Below are 17,352 nucleotides of genomic sequence, written 5' to 3' on the forward strand. Positions count from 1 at the left end.
TGGTTAGATTGCATTAAATTGACAGCATGTAGCCTTTACCGCGTACCGTAACGATGCGTTTTTGGTCTTTTTCATCGCTCAGTTTTTTACGTAAGCGACCAATTAAAACATCAACAGTTCTGTCATTTGGACTCCAATCTGGCTGGCCAATTTCTTCTGATATTTTTTCACGAGACGTGGCTTTTCCTGCGTTTGAGATCAAACAAATTAACACTTTATGTTCCGCTTCAGTGAGCCTAGATTCAATGCCATTAGCAGTGATTAAAGTGCGGTTGTCTGGATGCAGTTTGAAGTCAGCATATTCAATAAATTCTTCGCTTTCATCGCTACTGTTATTATTGCTTTTTAAGCGCTTATAAAGTGCTCTTATACGCAGTTCAAGCTCTAATAAATCAACAGGTTTACAAATATAGTCATCAGCGCCTTGAGCAAGTCCGGCAATACGATCGGCTTGAGAATCTCGGCTTGAAAGCATGATCACACCAATGTCTGTGAGGGTGTTGAGTTCTTTTGCTAAATGTAAGCCATCACGTTTAGGTAATACTATGTCAATAATTGCTAATGATATGGCATCATAATTATTAGCGCGAGATTGCACTATAGCTAAGGCATCAGCGCCAGTTGCATCATTCTCAATGCAAAATTCAGTCTCTGCAAAATGATTGATTATGCGTTTAACTAATAGTTCGTCATCTTCAACCAATAAAACATGAATAGTCATAGTATCTTAATTACCTTTAATGATGCCTCTATGTTATCACTCATTCGTAAAAGGTGAGAAGGGCGATTTTTAGTATTTATGCACTATTTAGGTGATTATTTAATTATTATCAACAGGTAAACATACTAGGTTTACCTGTTGAACAGAATAAAAGCTACTTTTCAGGGTATAAGTACTGCCACCACTGTGGTTGCTCTTTTAAATGCTTATCGAAGTAGGCAAGCATAGTATTCCACCAATCAAAGCGTTGATCGCGAGCAAAAATTTGATGGTCCGCCCCTTTATATTCAATAAGGTCAACATCTTTGCCTAGTAGTTTCAGCGCAGTATACATAGTGTGACTTTCGCCTACAGGTACATTGGTATCAGCATCACCATGTAATAGCAGTAGCGGTGTGGTTACTTTGTCTGCATGGAAAACCGGGCTATGTTGGCTGTATAGTTCACTATTATTCCAAGGATAGCTGTTTTTAGAGGCTTCGCCAGAATATAAATAGCCCCACCAACCGTGACCCCAATACGAGGTAATATTAGAAATCCCCGCGTGTGCGATTGAGGCACTAAACATGTCTGTTTTAGTGGTCAGTAACATAGTCATAAAGCCACCGTATGATGCGCCTAAATTACCTAAACGATTTTTATCAATAAATGGATACTGTTTTAATAGTGCTTGGGTACCTTGCATAATATCGTCAGCAGTATATTGACCCCACGCATTCACATGCTTAGCAGAGAACTGTTGGCCAAATCCAGTTGCACCGGTCGGTTGCACTACATAAACCACATAGCCATGCTCTGCCCATAAATTGAAAGGATAACGCCCAGTAAAACCACGAGTAACCGGTGATGTACCGCCATAGTAATATACTAATGCTGGGTAGTGTTTGTTCTTATCAAGATTGCTTGGAAAGTAAACACGACCTTTAATTTCAACACCTGCGGTATTGATGAAGTTAAATTCATCTAAGCTGGCTATATCGGTATTTGCATACGCTTGTGGTTTAGAATCCCACAATGTGGTTGCGGTGTTTTTATTAATACTTAACTGTTTTAATTGCTGTGGAGATGATGCATTAGAGCCGCTAACTAAAATAGCTGGGCTGCGGTTGTTTGAATAACTGAATTGTTCAACTACATCAAAACCTGTTTTGAGTTTGCTAAAGCGTTGTTTACTTTTATCGTACAGGTATAAAGCAATCGTATCTTGCTCAGTGACTTTAACGAGGGCATCGCCATTAGCGAGTACTTCAAGTTGACCAATGGCAGGATCAAATTCACGACTTAATGGTGCTGCATTTTTACCATGATCAGTTAATAGGTAAAGCTGTCCATCATAGTTGTTGGCAAGCATATTCTCAGGTAGGTTTCTGCCTAAACCATCTTTAAAATCAGGACCCGCAGTGACATAAATGTCATCACCTGTGTATTTAGCTTGATTAAACGTAGTAAACTGACCAATAACTGTGTTGCTCGCATTGGCAATATTCAGTTCCACTAACTCTGTGGTGGGGTGAGTCGACGCTTGCATTACTTGCACACCACGACTCAGTAATACCGTACCACGTTTGCTATTAAAATCTTCAATACTGTGACTAAGTGGTCCTTGGCTCAATGCTTTACTCAGGCCTGTACTTATATCTAATAAGTAAGCTTGTGAGGTTGTGCGGGCATATGACCAGCGATCTTGTAAACCTTGGTAGTGTTTAGTTAGGCTGTTATCAGCTGCTGGTGATTTGGACCAGCTGAAGATTAAGCTGTTGTTATCGTAATAAGCAAAGTCACCCGCGCCCTCTAGGTTGTTGGCAATCACTTTAAGATTAAGGGTTTTGCGGTTTAATTGCTTTAATTTTCCATCTAATAGATAGACTAAATAATTGTTATCAGGGCTCCAAATAATGTTACTCGGTTGACCCGACTCAAAACGGTAAACTATTTGATTATCATCATTTTTTAGCTCAGTGATCACATTTGCTTGATTACCCGTGCTATCTTGATAATGGCGTTTTGCCACTAAATAGTGTTTGGCATCAGGTGCTAAAGATAGTGAACTGACCGTTGTGGCATCAAACAGTTGCTTGGCAGATAAACCATGTTGCTCTTTATTGCTAAAAGTTAATCGATCAATTGCTGCTTTAGGCTCGAAATCAACGTCAACATCGTGCCAATTAGCAACTTGTTCAGCAATAATCACTATTTGGTGATCGCCTTGCGGTAATGCCAGTTCATAGCTTTCTTTTGTGGCTGTTTGTTTTTCACCATTGATAAACAACTGCGCTTTTTCGATACCTTTGAGTGTCAATGTGCCTTGGCTAAAGCGCTCAGCATGAGTGGTAAACTTTAATGCTTGTAGACCGCCGAGGGTTAATGCATTTACTTTATCTAAGGTTTGCCATTTTAATTTTTCGCCAAATACCGTAATGCTTGTTGTTGGTTGTTGAATGCTAGGTAATAGGGCGTTAATAATCGCATCTTGATGCTCAGTTTGGTATGGCTTTAGCTGCATGTCGGCTGCAATTGGGCCAATAAACTTAATATCTGCTTTATCTAATGGTGCAGCCACTAGAGCGCTACTTAACGTGCTTAAAGTTAACACCGCGAGTGTGGTTGTTAGGCGAGGTGTTTTTCCGCGCCATAGTGAACTAAAATTCATTATTGAGCCTGATGTAGGGAATTTAATTTAATATAGCATGTGGTTGTGATGTCAAAAAGTGCTCTGCGATGGATTCCATTGCTCAGCAGTATAAGGTTTGAGGTTAGGGCTGACACTTGGTAAGGTGTTGAGCAATTGAGTAGCGTAGAGGTAACAGTGACATTATTAATCGTTTACATGGTAGCGGCGATTACGATTTCTTTTTTATGTTCGATTATGGAAGCCGTATTATTGAGTATAACGCCTAGCTATGTTGCAGTATTACGTAAAAAAAAGCCTAAACTAGCCAAGCGTTTCGAGCACTTGAAAACCAATGTTGATCAGCCTTTAGCTGCTATTTTAACCTTAAATACGGTTGCCCATACTGCTGGAGCTGCCGGTGTAGGGGCACAAGCTGCCGTAGTTTTTTCTGATGCGGCGGTGGGAATTGCTTCGGCGATAATGACTTTGTTAGTATTAGTGTTGTCGGAAATCATTCCAAAAACTCTGGGCGCAAAGCATTGGCGAACGCTTGCTCCTATGGTGACCAAAGCATTACAGTATTTAGTTATCGCACTCAAACCTTTTGTGTGGCTTGCTGAAAAACTCACCGGTATGTTGGGTCGTAATTACAACGAAGAGTACTATATTCGCCAAGAAATTGAAGCCATGGCTGATATGGGATCGCAATCAGGTGCCTTACATCAGGAAGAGTCTGAAATCATCCGTAGTTTATTGCATTTTCGTCACGCCAAATTAGATGCGTTAATTACCCCGCGTACCGTTTTGTTTAAAGTACATAAAGATTTAACCGTAAATCAATATTTGGCTGAGCATGGTTCAGCGTCGTTTTCTCGGGTGTTGGTATATGATAAAAATGGTGATGATATTATCGGTTTTGTGCATAAAAACGATATTATGCTGGCGTATCATAGGTTGGGTGAAAACTATAAAATCAGTAAGTTGATAAAACCTATTTATACTGTGCCAGAGACTTTATACGTACCTACTTTATTGCATACTTTGCTAGCTGAGCGTACTCATATTTGTTTAGTGATAGATGAATATGGTGATGTGCAGGGGATTGTGACACTCGAAGATATGATCGAAGCGTTAATGGGCTTTGAAATAGTCGATGAGCATGATCAATCAGCTAATATGCAGGCAGTTGCTAAGCAACGCTGGCGTCAGCGCTTGGAAAGTAGCAATAAATTGTTAAGTGCTGAGAATACCATGGCGAAACGAAAAAATTAACGTCGGCTATGACTATTTAATGAAACCATATGTAGCCATGATTGCGCCCAACGAATAAATTCAGTTTTGCCTTTTGGGCGACTGATCAAAAAGCCCTGCATTAAGATGTGCTCTTTAAAACGATCTAAGTATTCAAGCTCTTCAACGCGCTCAATGCCTTCAGCGACAATTGTTAAGTCATCTTGAATGGCTATATTTACTAAGCTACTAACAATGACTTGAGAAAATAAATCACTTTCAATATTACTGATCAAGGTACGATCTATTTTCACCTCAGTAAAAGGCAATGTTTTTAATTGCTGTACATTGGTAAAGCCGGTGCCAAAATCATCAAGAGAAATGCCAAAACCGCGCATTCGTAAACGGTTTAGAGTTTCTAGCTGTGCAGAACTGGATAAAGCATGCTGTTCTGTGATCTCTAAAATAATCTCACTTGGGGTCAGTTGATTAAGATGTAAAATTAAAGCCAGCTTATCCGGGCAGCTTAAATCTTCTAGCTGGCAGGGGGACAAATTAAAAGCCAGTTTAAGTTTGTAGCCTAAACGAGTTTTTATTTCTGAGAAATCGCCTGTTGCCTTTTCAAACAACTGAAACGTGATCAGATTAATTAAATCTAAATCTTCAGCAACACAAATAAACCGTTCAGGTAAAAATATAGCACCTTGTGCTGCGGTCACAATTCTGGCTAATACTTCTACGCTTTCAACTTTATTATTAGTACGGTTTATTTTTGGTTGATAAAACGGCGTTATCTCATTATGGCTTATCGCATGCAGTAATTGCGTTTCAGAAATTGGTTCTGTGGGCTTTTCAGTATGACAAGCTAAATACTCTAGTTTTTGTAGCAGTGTATAAACTTGGTTGAGTTGTACTGGTTTGGCGATATTACCAATTAAATGTACGTTGTTTTTACGCGCTAAATCAGCCGCTAAATCAATGATTTTTGAATTCATTTCAGAAATAATGACAATTGCCCCAGGGTAATGTAACTCGCCAAGGTGACGAATAAGCTCCATGCCATCCATGTTCGGCATATTCAGATCAGTAAATACGGCATCAAAAGCATATGGATGCGCTTTTACTTTATTGAGGGCATCTTGCGCATCTAAACAGGTTGTTACATTGGGCACATCAAGCTCATTTAAGATAGCCTGCATCACTACTAAAATAGCTTTTGAATCATCAACGACCAAAATGCTGCGTGCTAGCTTTGTCATTTTCTTCCCTGAAATAAAATTTACTCGTTAACTAAAAGTAGTCGAGAATAGCGAAGGTGTCAGCTTTATAGTTGCAAATATATTCCATAATCTAGCTAAAAAAATGGGTATACTAACGATATAATTTTTAAGATTTGAAGTGACATCATGCAAATACAGCTGACCCTTGCTGATCAACAATTTAGTTTAGTGCTCGCGGGGCAACAAATTGTAAAAATTTTTCAGCAACAACAGGCAATCGGATTTGATAATCCACGTGTTAACTATTTTGAATTTAAGCTAAATAATCAAGTGATTGGTTTAGACACCAGTACGGTCATTGAGCATAGTATAGCGCTACATATTGATAATGAATTTGTAAAACAACTGACATTACCGCCTATTGAAAAAACTAAACCTAAGCAGGGGCTGCTTGGATTATTTGCGCTCGGTTTTAAGATTTTTAAAAGTGCGAAAGTCGTCAAGGTAGTATTAGCGGGCGCCTCAGTGGCTGGTTATGCTTGGTTATTTACGTTTGAGTTTGCGCTTATGCTAATTGCTTGTTTGGTGATCCACGAGTACGGCCATGTCAGAGCAATGCAATATTTTGGTATTAAAACCAAGGGTATCTATTTAATCCCATTTGTTGGCGGGCTTGCCGTAAGCGACGATAAAATTACCACCCGCTGGCAAGATGTGGTGATTTCTTTAATGGGGCCTGCATTTGGTTTGATCACCTCCGTACTTGGTGTGGTGCTTTATTATGCCACCGAGATGGAAATATTTGCCGGGGTCGCAGTACTCAGCGCATTATTGAATTTATTTAACTTGCTGCCTATTTTACCGCTTGATGGCGGGCATGTATTAAAAAGTATTAGCTTCTCAATGCGTTCATGGGTTGGTTTAAGTATTTGTATTTTAGGCGTGTTATTTGGCTTATGGCTAAGCTACACCTTTGGTTTAATGCTATTAGTGTTTTTCTTATTTATCGGTGCACTGGAAATCGCCTTTGAATGGCGCGGCCGCCACTATTCGCATTTACTGCCACTAGATAAATACGGGCAAGGTTTTTCGGCTGTGATGTACGCTTTGGTAGTTGCAGGCCATGTGGCTGTGATGATGCATTTTGCTGATTCTGAAAACGCAATTTTAAGCCTGCCAATGAAAATTCTATCGAGTTAACAAATTTAAATAGCGTGAGGTGTTACTCACGCTGTATTTTTGCAGCAAGCGTTACGGATAAAAACTCAACATCAATGATATAAACACGCCGGTTATAATTAGCTGCACTAAACAAAAGCCCATAATGTCTTTGGCTTTTAGGCCGGCAATTGCCAATACCGGTAAAGCCCAGAATGGCTGAATAAGATTAGTCCACGCATCCCCCCACGCTACTGCCATCGCGACGCGCGGCATATCTGCACCCAGAGCTTGTGCTGCGGGTATCACTATAGGCGCTTGTACAGCCCATTGGCCGCCACCTGAGGGCACAAATATATTTACTAAGCCAGCACTTAAAAAGCTCCAAAATGGCAATGATTGTGCACTGGCGATGGCGATAAATCCTTGTGATATCTGCTGCGCCAAACCCGTTTGTACCATGATTGCCATGATCCCTGCATAAAATGGAAACTGGATAATAATCCCTGCGCCGCTGGGGACTGCTTGCTGCAGGCTATTAAGTAAATTATACGGCGTTTGATGCAGTAAAATCGCAGAAAATAAAAACAGTGCAATCACACTGTTTAAATTAAGTGAGCCGCCACTAAACACAAAATAATTAGCTAAATAAACTAGCCCAAGTACTCCAATGCCTAGTCCTAATAACTTACTGTGTTCAATTTTATCGGCAGGGCGACTAACATTGTAGGGCTTAGGTATCGGTTCTGCTAATAGCGTTTTATCAACATAAATGCTGTCTTTTGCGCTGGGTAACATATAACGATTAACCAGTGGCATAATGATAAATAAGCCAATAACTATAGCTATATTAAATCCTGAAAACAGTGTTTCGCTGGTGTTTATCACACCAATGCTTTGCTGTGCAAAATGCCCTGACGTTGCGATAGTTAAAGGAATTGAGCCTGCCAAGCCACCATGCCAAACAATAAAGCCAGAATACGCACTGGCAACCAGTAAGCGATAATCAACGAGTGTGTGGCGGGCAATTGCTTTGGCAAATAAAGCGCCAATAACTAAGCCAAATCCCCAGTTAATCCAACTGGCGAGTAATGATACGAAAGTCACTAATAAAATAGCTTTTGGCGCAGTATTGGCAAGTTTTGCTAATTGCGTGAGCAGTCGGCTCATCATCGGTGTACTTGCCAGCATATATCCGGTGAGTAATACCAACAGCATCTGCATGGCAAAACTTAGTAAGTTCCAAAAACCACTGCCCCACGCGCTCAGCACTTGTTGTGGGTTTGAAGGTGTCACTACACACGCAATTATAAAGGTAAGTAGTGTGAGTAAAATAACAAAAATAAATGGATCGGGTAGGTAACGTTCCACTAATTTAGTGAACGGTTTGGCAACATGATTTAGCATAATGATTGTGTGTTTTGATTATTGCTACATATTGCCAATTAATCACGAAAGCGTTTAATTGGCAAATAGAGTTGTAGTCGTGGTATTAAATCGCGTATTTGTTCGTCATTATAACAAACGTTAATTCAAGCACTAGCGTGGCATAAGCCACGCTTAGATACAGTGCTATTTCTGTGGTGCGAGGACCGCTTTTAAACGTGTTTGTACTTCTTCTACGAGTAAGTCTGGTTGAAATTTAGATAAAAACGCATTGCAACCCACTTTCTCGACCATGGCTTGGTTAAAGCTGCCACTGAGGGATGTGTTAAGTACCACATGCAGATTTTTTAAGCGGTTATCGTTACGGATCTCGTGCGTTAAGCGATAACCATCCATTGCTGGCATTTCTGCATCGGTGATCACCATCAGTAATTCTTTTTCTACGTCCATGCCTTTATCAGCCCAGGCTTTAAGCATATTGAGTGCTTCAAGACCATTACTGGCTGGGATAATCTCAATACCCAACTGCGTTAATGTATCGCTCACTTGTTTTCGTGCTGTAGGTGAGTCGTCAGCATGGAGTATTTTTCGGCCAACAAATTCGTTTACGATACTTTGGTCAAGTACCTCATCAGAGATTTGCACTTCGTACTCAATAATCTCTGCTAGTACTTTTTCTACATCAATGATCTCTACTAACTGCTCTTGGCCATCACGTTGAATTTTAGTGAGCGCAGTTAGATAATGATTTTTACCGATAGAGGAAGGCGGTGGCATTATATCTGACCATGTCATATTAACGATTTGATCAACCTTACCAATTAAAAACCCTTGTACTGTACGATTGTATTCAGTGATCACTAAGTTACTATCTTCAGTATTCTTAGCCGCAGACATGCAAATCGCTTGGCGTAAATCAATAACAGGGATTGATTCACCACGAATATTGGCCACGCCTGATATTTTAGGATGGGCATGTGGAATGATACTAAGATGCGGCAGTTTCACTACTTCTTTAACTTTAAAGACATTAAGAGCAAACAAGTGACGACTGTGCAAATAAAACAATAATAACTCTAAGCGATTTTCACCAACGAGTTGAGTTCGTTGATCAACAGAAGCTAATACACCTGACATAACACGCTCGACTTTATAATTAATAATTCAAGTATAGCTTACACTGTTCTACTTTAAAAAAGCAGTCTAGATAATAATCTTGATCCTCAAAGGTATTTCAAGCATTGCCTTCATTTCAGCATTACAGTAACTTATCGGATAATTGATAGCTGAATAACCAAGTGTGGGCATGCCTTTTATATTTAAACGATTATTTTTACTAGTCAGAAATCATATTGATCAGGTTAGTTGGCAAGCTGTCGCTATTGCTACATTATTACATATGGTCTTGATCTGGTTGTTGTTAATCTTCGCAGGAGAAGCCGCACTAAGGCCCGTTAGCACCTTTGTTTATTACTATATCGTTACTACCTCAACGGTAGGATATGGTGATTTTAGTGCAACTACAGATCTGGGTAGATGGATTGTGGCGATACTGCAAATTCCATTTGGTTTAGCTTTATTTGGTGTTCTGTTAGGTAAAACAGGGCAAACAGTTACTTATTTAATTAGGCGCGCTATGACGGGTGATAAAAGTTTTGCACATTTTCACAATCACATTATTATTTTTGGCTGGCATCAAATTCGTACTAAAAAAATGATTGATTATATTCTCGCTGACCAAAAGCGTTTGGATCGACGAATTTTGCTTGCGGTCACAGAGTCAATGGAGCATCCATTTTTAGCTAATGCCCATGTTGATTTTGTACGCTTAACTAGTTTTACAGATTTAAGCGAGCTGGAAAGGGTCGCAATTAAACTGGCAGATAAAATTATTATTGACGGGCAAGACGACGACGAAACTTTTACCACCGCCCTGCGCATTAGTAAATTAGTGAAAGATGACTGCCATATTAGTGCGCACTTTAACGATGAGAGTAAAGTCGAAATGCTACTAGAACATTGTTACAACGTGGAATGTTCAACGGCTAAGTCAGCCGAAATTCTAGTACGTTCAATGCAAGACCCCGGCTCAAGTCGTGTACAAGAGGAATTATTATCTACTTTGCATGGTGATACCCAGTTTAGTTTAGCTATTCCTGCTGATTTAGCGGTAATGGAATTTGGTAAATTATTTCATCATTTTAAACACGACCATGATGCTATTTTACTTGGTGTTGCTCACAACCTGAGTGCGCAAAATATGGATTTAAATCCACCACTGGATTATCCGGTTAACAGTGGTGATATTTTACATTACATTGCGGTTGATCGTGTTTTAAGCAGCGAAGTCGATTGGCAGGGGCTTGCTAAGTAATGAATGAAGTGGCGTTTTTAATTCTACTTTTGAGTGCTTATATTTTACCAGTGGTAATTGTGCTTAACAGTAAGCGCACGCAAGGTCATGAAAAAAATGGCTGGTTAATAGGCATTATCCTTTTCTCCTGGCTCGCACTGATAATGTACTTTGCGATAGTGCCCAAGCACGGGCACAAAAAGAAAACTACCAAGAAAAAGAAAGGTTAAAATTGAGTTGTCAGTTTACATATAAATTTGCCAACCGTGCTTGATTAAACAAACACGGTTTTTTATTTTAACTGTTTTAGTTTGTGCTCCACTAAAGGATCATCAGGGGCAAGTTGCTGAGCAACTTCCAGCAGCTGAATGGCATCCTTAGGGTGTTCATCTTGGTGCTTTAGCGCGACATCAATCAATGGTTGAATATCAATTTTTGCTTGATGCTCTTGCACATGCGCTGCTTTTTCATCAATTAGTATGTTGTGCGCTTTGCTTAATAATACTTGGCGGTGTGCCGATTTAGCATTCGCCTTGTTGAGCCTTCTATAATAGTCTTCTTTAAAGCGCAGGGTTTTGGTTTGTAGGCGAAATTGCGCAATATCGACTTGTTGATGGCTAATAAAGTCGACGGCCACTTGTTTATAGAAGCCAAATTTATTTAGGTAGGTGGCATGGGTACTGTGACCCATACCAAACACGCGTAAGTGGGTTAGTTGCGAATAGCGCTTAGCATGGCCACGGTCAATACGATTGGTCGGGTCGTAAATTATATAGCCTTTAGCATTGCCTAAATCGAGATCGTGGTAATCTTGCTCCCAATCGAATTGTTGTGCTATATCGGTACTTGAGCGGTCATCCCAAGGAGCTAGTGCTTTATTTTTGGTGCTAACAGGGTGAAATAACAGTACCTTATCTAGCTTTAGTAAATTAGCAAATGCACCCACAGCAAAGCCACCTCGGCTTAAGCCGTAGCCTAATCTCTGGGTAAAGGGTGTTAGCAAGGGAGCGAGTTGCTCGAGGAAAAACAGTAAATTACGGTGTCTAAACCAATTACTTATTCCTAAGTGCTGAAAAGAAATAACATTCACATGTTGTTTTTGCGCTAGTTGAAATCCCCAAGGGCTAAAATCATCATTGAGATCATGCTCTTGGTAATTAGTACCTGCAGGAGAAAAGGTGAACAATAAAGGCTTATTTATATCAATAAAGTGATACTTAACAAAAACATCGCCAAGTAAATCGCCTCCAGAGATAGGTAATCTGGTTTGCTGTTCATCTTGAGGTAGAGTTAACCACTCATCTAACCAATACAGTAATTTCATCTAACCCCCTAACTAAAACAAGCCAACTATTTTAGCAAATTTGGAAAAAGAAGGAAAACGTGATGTATTAGCAGCAAATTATTGTTGTTACTCTGCCATTTTTATAACTGCTTGCCAATCCGCTTTAGTCACTGGCATTACCGATAATCGACCACCTTTTTTTAGAGCTATTTCGGTGATGGCGTCGTTTTCTTTAATCGCTTTTAAGCTGACTAATTTATTTAAATGCTGCTGATAGGTTACATCAACCACAACCCATCTCGGTTTATCACAGGTTGATTTAGGATCGTAATAATCACTGCTTAAATCAAACTGGCAAGGATCTGGGTAGGCTTCAGCAGTCACTATTGCGATACCTGCAACGCCGACGTGTTTACAGCTAGAATGGTAAATCATTACTAAATCGCCGAGCTTTACGCCCTCGCGCATAAAATTACGGGCTTGGTAGTTGCGCACACCTTCCCATGCAGTGGTTTGTGCAGGGGCGCTTTTTAAATCGTCGATTGAAAATGCATCGGGTTCAGTTTTAAATAACCAATACGCCATAACTAGGATCCTTGAAATATTTACATCATACTTGTCTATAGTATCATTAAAATCTAAATGGGATTGAGGAGCAACTATGAGCCAAGTTTTAGATGATTTATTGTCGTTATTAACGTTAGAAGAAATAGAGCAGGGCTTGTATCGAGGGCAAAGCCAAGATTTGGGTTTTCGTGCGGTATTTGGTGGTCAAGTCATGGGCCAAGCACTGTCTGCAGCTAAAGAAACCTTACCGGAAGGCCGTATTGTTCATTCACTGCATTCTTATTTTTTACGCCCTGGTGATGCTGCAAAGCCAATTGTGTACGATGTTGAAACGATCCGTGATGGTAAGAGCTTTAGTACTCGCCGAGTTAGTGCTATTCAATATGGAAAACCTATTTTTTATATGACGGCATCATTTCAAGGTGCTGAAGATGGCTTGTCGCATCAAGCTACTATGCCGGATGTACCTGCTCCTGAGGAGCTGCGCTCATCACTGGAGTTTTATCAAGAGCACGCATCTCATATACCTGAGGTGATCCGCAATAAGTTTATTCGCGAAATGCCGATTGAAATGCGTCCGGTCACCTTTCATAACCCATTTAAGCCAGAGGTAATGGAGCCGGTTAAACATATTTGGTTCAAAGCCAATGGCGAGATGCCAGATGATCAACGTATTCATAACTATTTATTGGCGTATGCGTCTGACTTTGAGTTTTTACCAACGGCTCTACAGCCCCATGGTGTCTCGTTTATGCAGCCAAACATGCAAGTAGCAACAATTGACCATGCGATGTGGTTTCATCGTCCGTTTCGAATGGATGATTGGATCTTATATACCATTGATAGCCCAAGTGCGAGCTCAGGGCGGGGGTTGGTGCGTGGTCAGTTCTTTGACCGTCAAGGCAATTTAGTTGCCTCAACGATCCAAGAAGGTGTAATGCGTCAGCGTTAATATGCCGCTTGCAGTTATTTTTGCTTACATTGTCCTTGCACAATATCACTAATTGACTGCCAGACTCGCGCTGGCAGCAAGGCTTTAAGATGAATATACACTTCACAAAGTTCAGTACTGCCCTGTAAGCCATTCTCGGTTTCGCTAATTAAATTTTGTTCGCGCAAGTTGCTAATAAAGCCTACCAATACTTTTTTGTCAAAAAACTCAGGAGTCTTAATACCATGCAAGGTACCTAAGCGCTGCGCTAATACTTGGCTTTCGCGTTCAAGTTCTGCGCGTTCAATTTCTTTACTGGTTTGAATAAAGCCAATCACAATGGCGTAGCGTTGCAGGGTTAAGCTAAGCGCACGACCTAGAATTTCCAGCTTGGCTAAGCAATCATTACTGTTGGTGATTTTTATGTTATCACCATCAATTTCTATTAAATCTTGATCTACAAAGCTGGCCAGTATGCGGGTGATATAATTTTCATCAAGTTCGTGTAAAAACCATTCTTTAGCAAACATCGGGTAAAAACAGTTAACCAATTTTTGGCACTGCGATACTGTCGTTTTATGGCTTTTAAATATATGCAGTGCCAGTAAGCTTGGTACGGCAAACACATGAAGAATATTATTACGGTAGTAGTTAAAGAGGATTTTCTCTTTATCGTTAATCGCGATAATCTCGCCAAACTCATCGCTTATAACGTCAAATTTATTCAACTTTAAAGCATGTTCGAGTAACTGTGATGAAGTTTCATCTGGGGTGGTGATTTTTTCACTGTAACTAGCGCTACGTTGTAAATGTAAGTAAAAGTCTAGTTGTGCTAACAATTTAGGTTTGCTCAATGCTTGCTTATCATTTACCAGTAAGATCATTGCCAGTAAATTAACTGCGTTAAGCGCGGCGGCACTATTAATATTAACCATCACTTTATCCGCTAAAGTCGCCACTTGCGGACCAAGCCATTGTGGTTTTTGTACATCAGTTGGGTGAATAGATTCACGCCAATCAGGTTGATGCTCATTTAAATATTGATTAACCGAAATCGGATCGCCAAAATTCAAATAGCCGCGGCCATAGTTTTTGAGATTTTTAATGGCTTTGAAAATACCGAAAATCGACTCGCCTTTTTTATCATCACCTGCGAGTTCTTTCAGATAAGTATTTATTTCCATGACGTGTTCATAACCAATGTACACCGGCACAATCGAAATAGGGCGATCAATACCACGTAACATAGCTTGTAGTGTCATCGCCAACATACCTGTTTTTGGTGGTAGTAAACGCCCGGTACGGCTACGTCCGCCCTCAGTATAAAACTTAACTGAGTAACCTTTGATAAACAACTGACTTAAATACTCTTTAAATACAGCAGAGTAAAGCTTGTTGCCAGCAAATGAGCGGCGGATAAAAAATGCGCCACTGCGGCGGAATATGCCGCCTGCTGGGAAGAAGTTTAAGTTAATACCAGCAGCAATATGTGGCGGTACTAAACCAAGATGATAAATCGAGTAGGTAAGTAATAAGTAATCCATGTGGCTGCGATGACACGGCATATAAATAATTTCATGACCTTTATTGGTTAGATCATGGATTTGTTCGGTGTATTTTATATCAATGCCGTTGTAGAGCTTATTCCATAGCCAGGTTAATACACGATCTGCAACACGTATGGTGGCATCACTGTAGTTAGCAGCAATCTCATCTAATAGCTTTAACGCATTTTGCCGTGCTTGCTCATGGCTGATTTTTTTGCTTTTTGCTTCATCGTTAATTGCTTTTTTTATAGTCGGTGATGCTAACAATGAATTAAATAGTTGCTCGCGTGAGGGCATTTTAGGGCCCGTTGCCGCCAATTTTTGACGACGAAAATGCACCCTAGCGACGCGAAGTAATTTATGAGGTAACTCATCAACATCGGCTTTTTCATTTACTAATAACGATAAATCCAACGGTTGACTAAAGCGTATAAAGTTATCACGCCCTGAAAACAGTAATACAAAAAACTTACGAAACCAGCTAGGTGTAAGTGAGTGCGAAACCAGCGTACCTAAACCTGGTTTTTCTTTACCTGGATTACGACCCCATAAAATAGTGACCGGAATGACTTGCACGTTTTTTTCGCCACTGGTAAATAGTTGAGCAATTATTTGTTTACCCTGGTTTAGCGCGTCAGTTGGCTTCGCTTGGCTGCCAAACAGTGGTGGTGGATTTTGTAGGCCAATAAAGCGGTCTAACTCTGCATTACCCAACAGCTGTTGTTCAGTTGGTCTGGGCAGGTTGTACTTTTTACAAACTCGGTCAAGAGCCGCTAAATCTGAGCGAGCATTAAGTTTAACTATATAAAAAGTAGGGTAGGCGGGATTAAGACCGTATTGTTCAATTGGGTTCTCGGGCAGTACTTTGCTTTTCACAAATAGGCGATTCATCACCATAGACACAAAATTCAAGCAATAATTAAAAATACGCATCAACTCACCAAGGTTAAGGATTAAGAGATAAAAGCAAAATAAGGATGAATAATAACAATTAAAAACTGGACTGACCATTATCATTAGTGCCAAGTACGATTGCATGGCTTCCTAACTATAGTAAATTCCCAGTAATGACGACATAGTGACAACCCTTTTTTACAGTATAAATAATCCTCATTCTGGTAGTTTGAAATAGTTGTTGCATTTATCACCAATATCACTATAATACGCAGGCTTTCAAAATTCCCCCGGGAACTTGGAAGGAACATTAAGCTTGGATTTCAAGCTAATAAAACAGGAGTTCCGATTTGGAACTCAACGTAGATATAAATCAACAACCGGCATCTTATGTTTTTAAGATTGTTTCGGTCGTTTTTTTATGCTCTTTTAAATGCTCTTTATATTGAGGTTTAAGAATGTCAAATCAACGCATTCGTATTCGCCTAAAAGCTTTTGACCACCGTTTGATTGACCAATCAACGGCGGAAATCGTGGAAACTGCGAAACGCACTGGCGCACAAGTACGTGGTCCAATTCCACTACCTACACGCTTTGAACGTTTTACTGTACTTACATCACCGCACGTTAATAAAGATGCGCGTGATCAGTACGAGATCCGCACCCATAAACGTCTGATCGACATCGTAGAACCAACTGACAAGACTGTTGACGCACTTATGCGTTTAGATCTTGCTGCTGGTGTTGATGTTCAAATCAGCCTGGGTTAATCGAAAGATTAGAGAGGTTTTAGGAAAATGGCATTAGGTCTAGTCGGTCGTAAAGTGGGTATGACACGTATCTTCACTGAAGATGGTGTATCTATCCCTGTGACAGTTATTGAAGCGACACCTAACCGCATTGCTCAGATCAAATCTGACGCAACAGACGGTTATAACGCGCTTCAAGTAACCGCAGGCACTAAAAAAGCAAGCCGTGTAAACAAAGCAACAGCGGGTCACTTCGCTAAAGCTGGTGTTGAAGCGGGTCGCGGTCTGTGGGAATTCCGCCTAAATGGTGGTGAAGGCGATTTTGAAGTAGGCGCTGAGCTTACTGTTGAATTATTCAACGAAATCAACAAAGTTGACGTAACCGGTACTTCTAAAGGTAAAGGTTTCCAAGGTGGTGTTAAGCGCTGGAATTTCAGCATGCAAGACGCTACACATGGTAACTCTCTATCTCACCGTGCTCCTGGTTCAATCGGTCAAAACCAATCACCTGGTAAGGTGTTTAAAGGTAAGAAAATGGCCGGTCATATGGGTGCTGAGCGTGTAACGACTCAAAACTTAGAACTAGTACGCGTTGACGCTGAGCGTAACTTGCTTTTAGTTAAAGGTGCAGTACCTGGCGCTATCGGCGGTGACGTTATCGTTAAACCTGCTGTTAAAGCATAAGTCCTGGAGATTTAGT

At 40.3% G+C, this 17,352-nt stretch carries 15 protein-coding genes; 7 read left to right on the plus strand and 8 right to left on the minus strand.

The genetic code is table 11. The features are described 5' to 3' along the window. Window positions 1-13 precede the first annotated feature (13 nt). Window positions 14-721 carry a response regulator transcription factor gene (locus H5200_RS07550; RefSeq protein ID WP_149980436.1) on the minus strand — a complete coding sequence of 236 codons (708 nt, stop codon included), beginning with the start codon at window positions 719-721 and terminating at the stop codon, window positions 14-16. Between the two features lie 154 nt (window positions 722-875). Next, window positions 876-3,371 carry a S9 family peptidase gene (locus H5200_RS07555; RefSeq protein WP_182718557.1) on the minus strand — a complete coding sequence of 832 codons (2,496 nt, stop codon included), beginning with the start codon at window positions 3,369-3,371 and terminating at the stop codon, window positions 876-878. Between the two features lie 156 nt (window positions 3,372-3,527). On the opposite strand from H5200_RS07555, the gene H5200_RS07560 reads away from it, so the two are divergent. Then, the gene (locus H5200_RS07560; RefSeq protein ID WP_182718562.1) at window positions 3,528-4,604 is read left to right on the plus strand and encodes a CNNM domain-containing protein; all 1,077 of its coding nucleotides are present in this window, start codon (window positions 3,528-3,530) and stop codon (window positions 4,602-4,604) included. Here the strand turns inward: H5200_RS07560 and H5200_RS07565 are convergent. Continuing rightward, window positions 4,601-5,821: an EAL domain-containing protein gene (locus H5200_RS07565; protein ID WP_149980438.1), complete on the minus strand. Its 1,221-nt coding sequence runs from the start codon at window positions 5,819-5,821 to the stop codon at window positions 4,601-4,603. The two genes, H5200_RS07560 and H5200_RS07565, sit on opposite strands and share 4 nt — an antisense overlap. Before the next feature lie 144 nt (window positions 5,822-5,965). On the opposite strand from H5200_RS07565, the gene H5200_RS07570 reads away from it, so the two are divergent. Further along, window positions 5,966-6,982 carry a metalloprotease gene (locus H5200_RS07570; RefSeq protein ID WP_182718563.1) on the plus strand — a complete coding sequence of 339 codons (1,017 nt, stop codon included), beginning with the start codon at window positions 5,966-5,968 and terminating at the stop codon, window positions 6,980-6,982. A 51-nt stretch (window positions 6,983-7,033) separates the two neighbouring features. Here H5200_RS07570 and H5200_RS07575 read toward each other — a convergent pair whose 3' ends face one another. Then, window positions 7,034-8,347: a short-chain fatty acid transporter gene (locus H5200_RS07575; protein ID WP_182718558.1), complete on the minus strand. Its 1,314-nt coding sequence runs from the start codon at window positions 8,345-8,347 to the stop codon at window positions 7,034-7,036. A gap of 165 nt (window positions 8,348-8,512) precedes the next feature. Further along, window positions 8,513-9,463, minus strand: a complete 951-nt coding sequence (locus H5200_RS07580) for a chemotaxis protein CheV (RefSeq protein WP_149980441.1) — start codon at window positions 9,461-9,463, stop codon at window positions 8,513-8,515. A 169-nt stretch (window positions 9,464-9,632) separates the two neighbouring features. Between H5200_RS07580 and H5200_RS07585 the strand changes: the two genes are divergently transcribed. Both H5200_RS07585 and H5200_RS23960 read left to right on the plus strand, forming a co-directional pair. Beyond that, window positions 9,633-10,700 (plus strand): potassium channel family protein, encoded by a 1,068-nt coding sequence (locus H5200_RS07585; RefSeq protein ID WP_182718559.1) that lies wholly within the window; start codon window positions 9,633-9,635, stop codon window positions 10,698-10,700. Continuing rightward, complete coding sequence (locus H5200_RS23960; RefSeq protein WP_149980443.1) at window positions 10,700-10,909, plus strand: hypothetical protein; 210 nt, start codon at window positions 10,700-10,702, stop codon at window positions 10,907-10,909. Before H5200_RS07585 ends, H5200_RS23960 begins: the two co-directional genes overlap by 1 nt. Window positions 10,910-10,971: 62 nt before the next feature. Here H5200_RS23960 and H5200_RS07590 read toward each other — a convergent pair whose 3' ends face one another. Both H5200_RS07590 and H5200_RS07595 read right to left on the minus strand, forming a co-directional pair. Beyond that, a complete protein-coding gene (locus H5200_RS07590; RefSeq protein ID WP_149980444.1) occupies window positions 10,972-12,003 on the minus strand; it encodes a cytosolic protein in 1,032 nt (343 codons plus the stop codon). 87 nt (window positions 12,004-12,090) lie between these two features. Further along, window positions 12,091-12,549, minus strand: a complete 459-nt coding sequence (locus H5200_RS07595; RefSeq protein ID WP_182761254.1) for an EVE domain-containing protein — start codon at window positions 12,547-12,549, stop codon at window positions 12,091-12,093. A 76-nt stretch (window positions 12,550-12,625) separates the two neighbouring features. On the opposite strand from H5200_RS07595, the gene tesB reads away from it, so the two are divergent. Then, window positions 12,626-13,483: an acyl-CoA thioesterase II gene (tesB, locus tag H5200_RS07600; RefSeq protein WP_145237887.1), complete on the plus strand. Its 858-nt coding sequence runs from the start codon at window positions 12,626-12,628 to the stop codon at window positions 13,481-13,483. 14 nt (window positions 13,484-13,497) lie between these two features. On the opposite strand, the gene plsB is transcribed toward tesB, so the two are convergent. Continuing rightward, window positions 13,498-15,942: a glycerol-3-phosphate 1-O-acyltransferase PlsB gene (gene plsB / locus H5200_RS07605; protein ID WP_149980446.1), complete on the minus strand. Its 2,445-nt coding sequence runs from the start codon at window positions 15,940-15,942 to the stop codon at window positions 13,498-13,500. 419 nt (window positions 15,943-16,361) lie between these two features. Here plsB and rpsJ point away from each other — a divergent pair, with 419 nt between their 5' ends. Together rpsJ and rplC are read left to right on the plus strand one after the other, a co-directional pair. Further along, window positions 16,362-16,673, plus strand: a complete 312-nt coding sequence (gene rpsJ / locus H5200_RS07610; RefSeq protein ID WP_002957900.1) for a 30S ribosomal protein S10 — start codon at window positions 16,362-16,364, stop codon at window positions 16,671-16,673. 27 nt (window positions 16,674-16,700) lie between these two features. Next, window positions 16,701-17,336, plus strand: coding sequence for a 50S ribosomal protein L3 (gene rplC / locus H5200_RS07615; protein ID WP_054206125.1), 636 nt, complete (start codon window positions 16,701-16,703; stop codon window positions 17,334-17,336). Window positions 17,337-17,352: the final 16 nt, after the last annotated feature.

It is taken from the genome of Pseudoalteromonas sp. SG43-7 (assembly GCF_014164295.1).
Classification (GTDB): domain Bacteria; phylum Pseudomonadota; class Gammaproteobacteria; order Enterobacterales; family Alteromonadaceae; genus Pseudoalteromonas; species Pseudoalteromonas rhizosphaerae.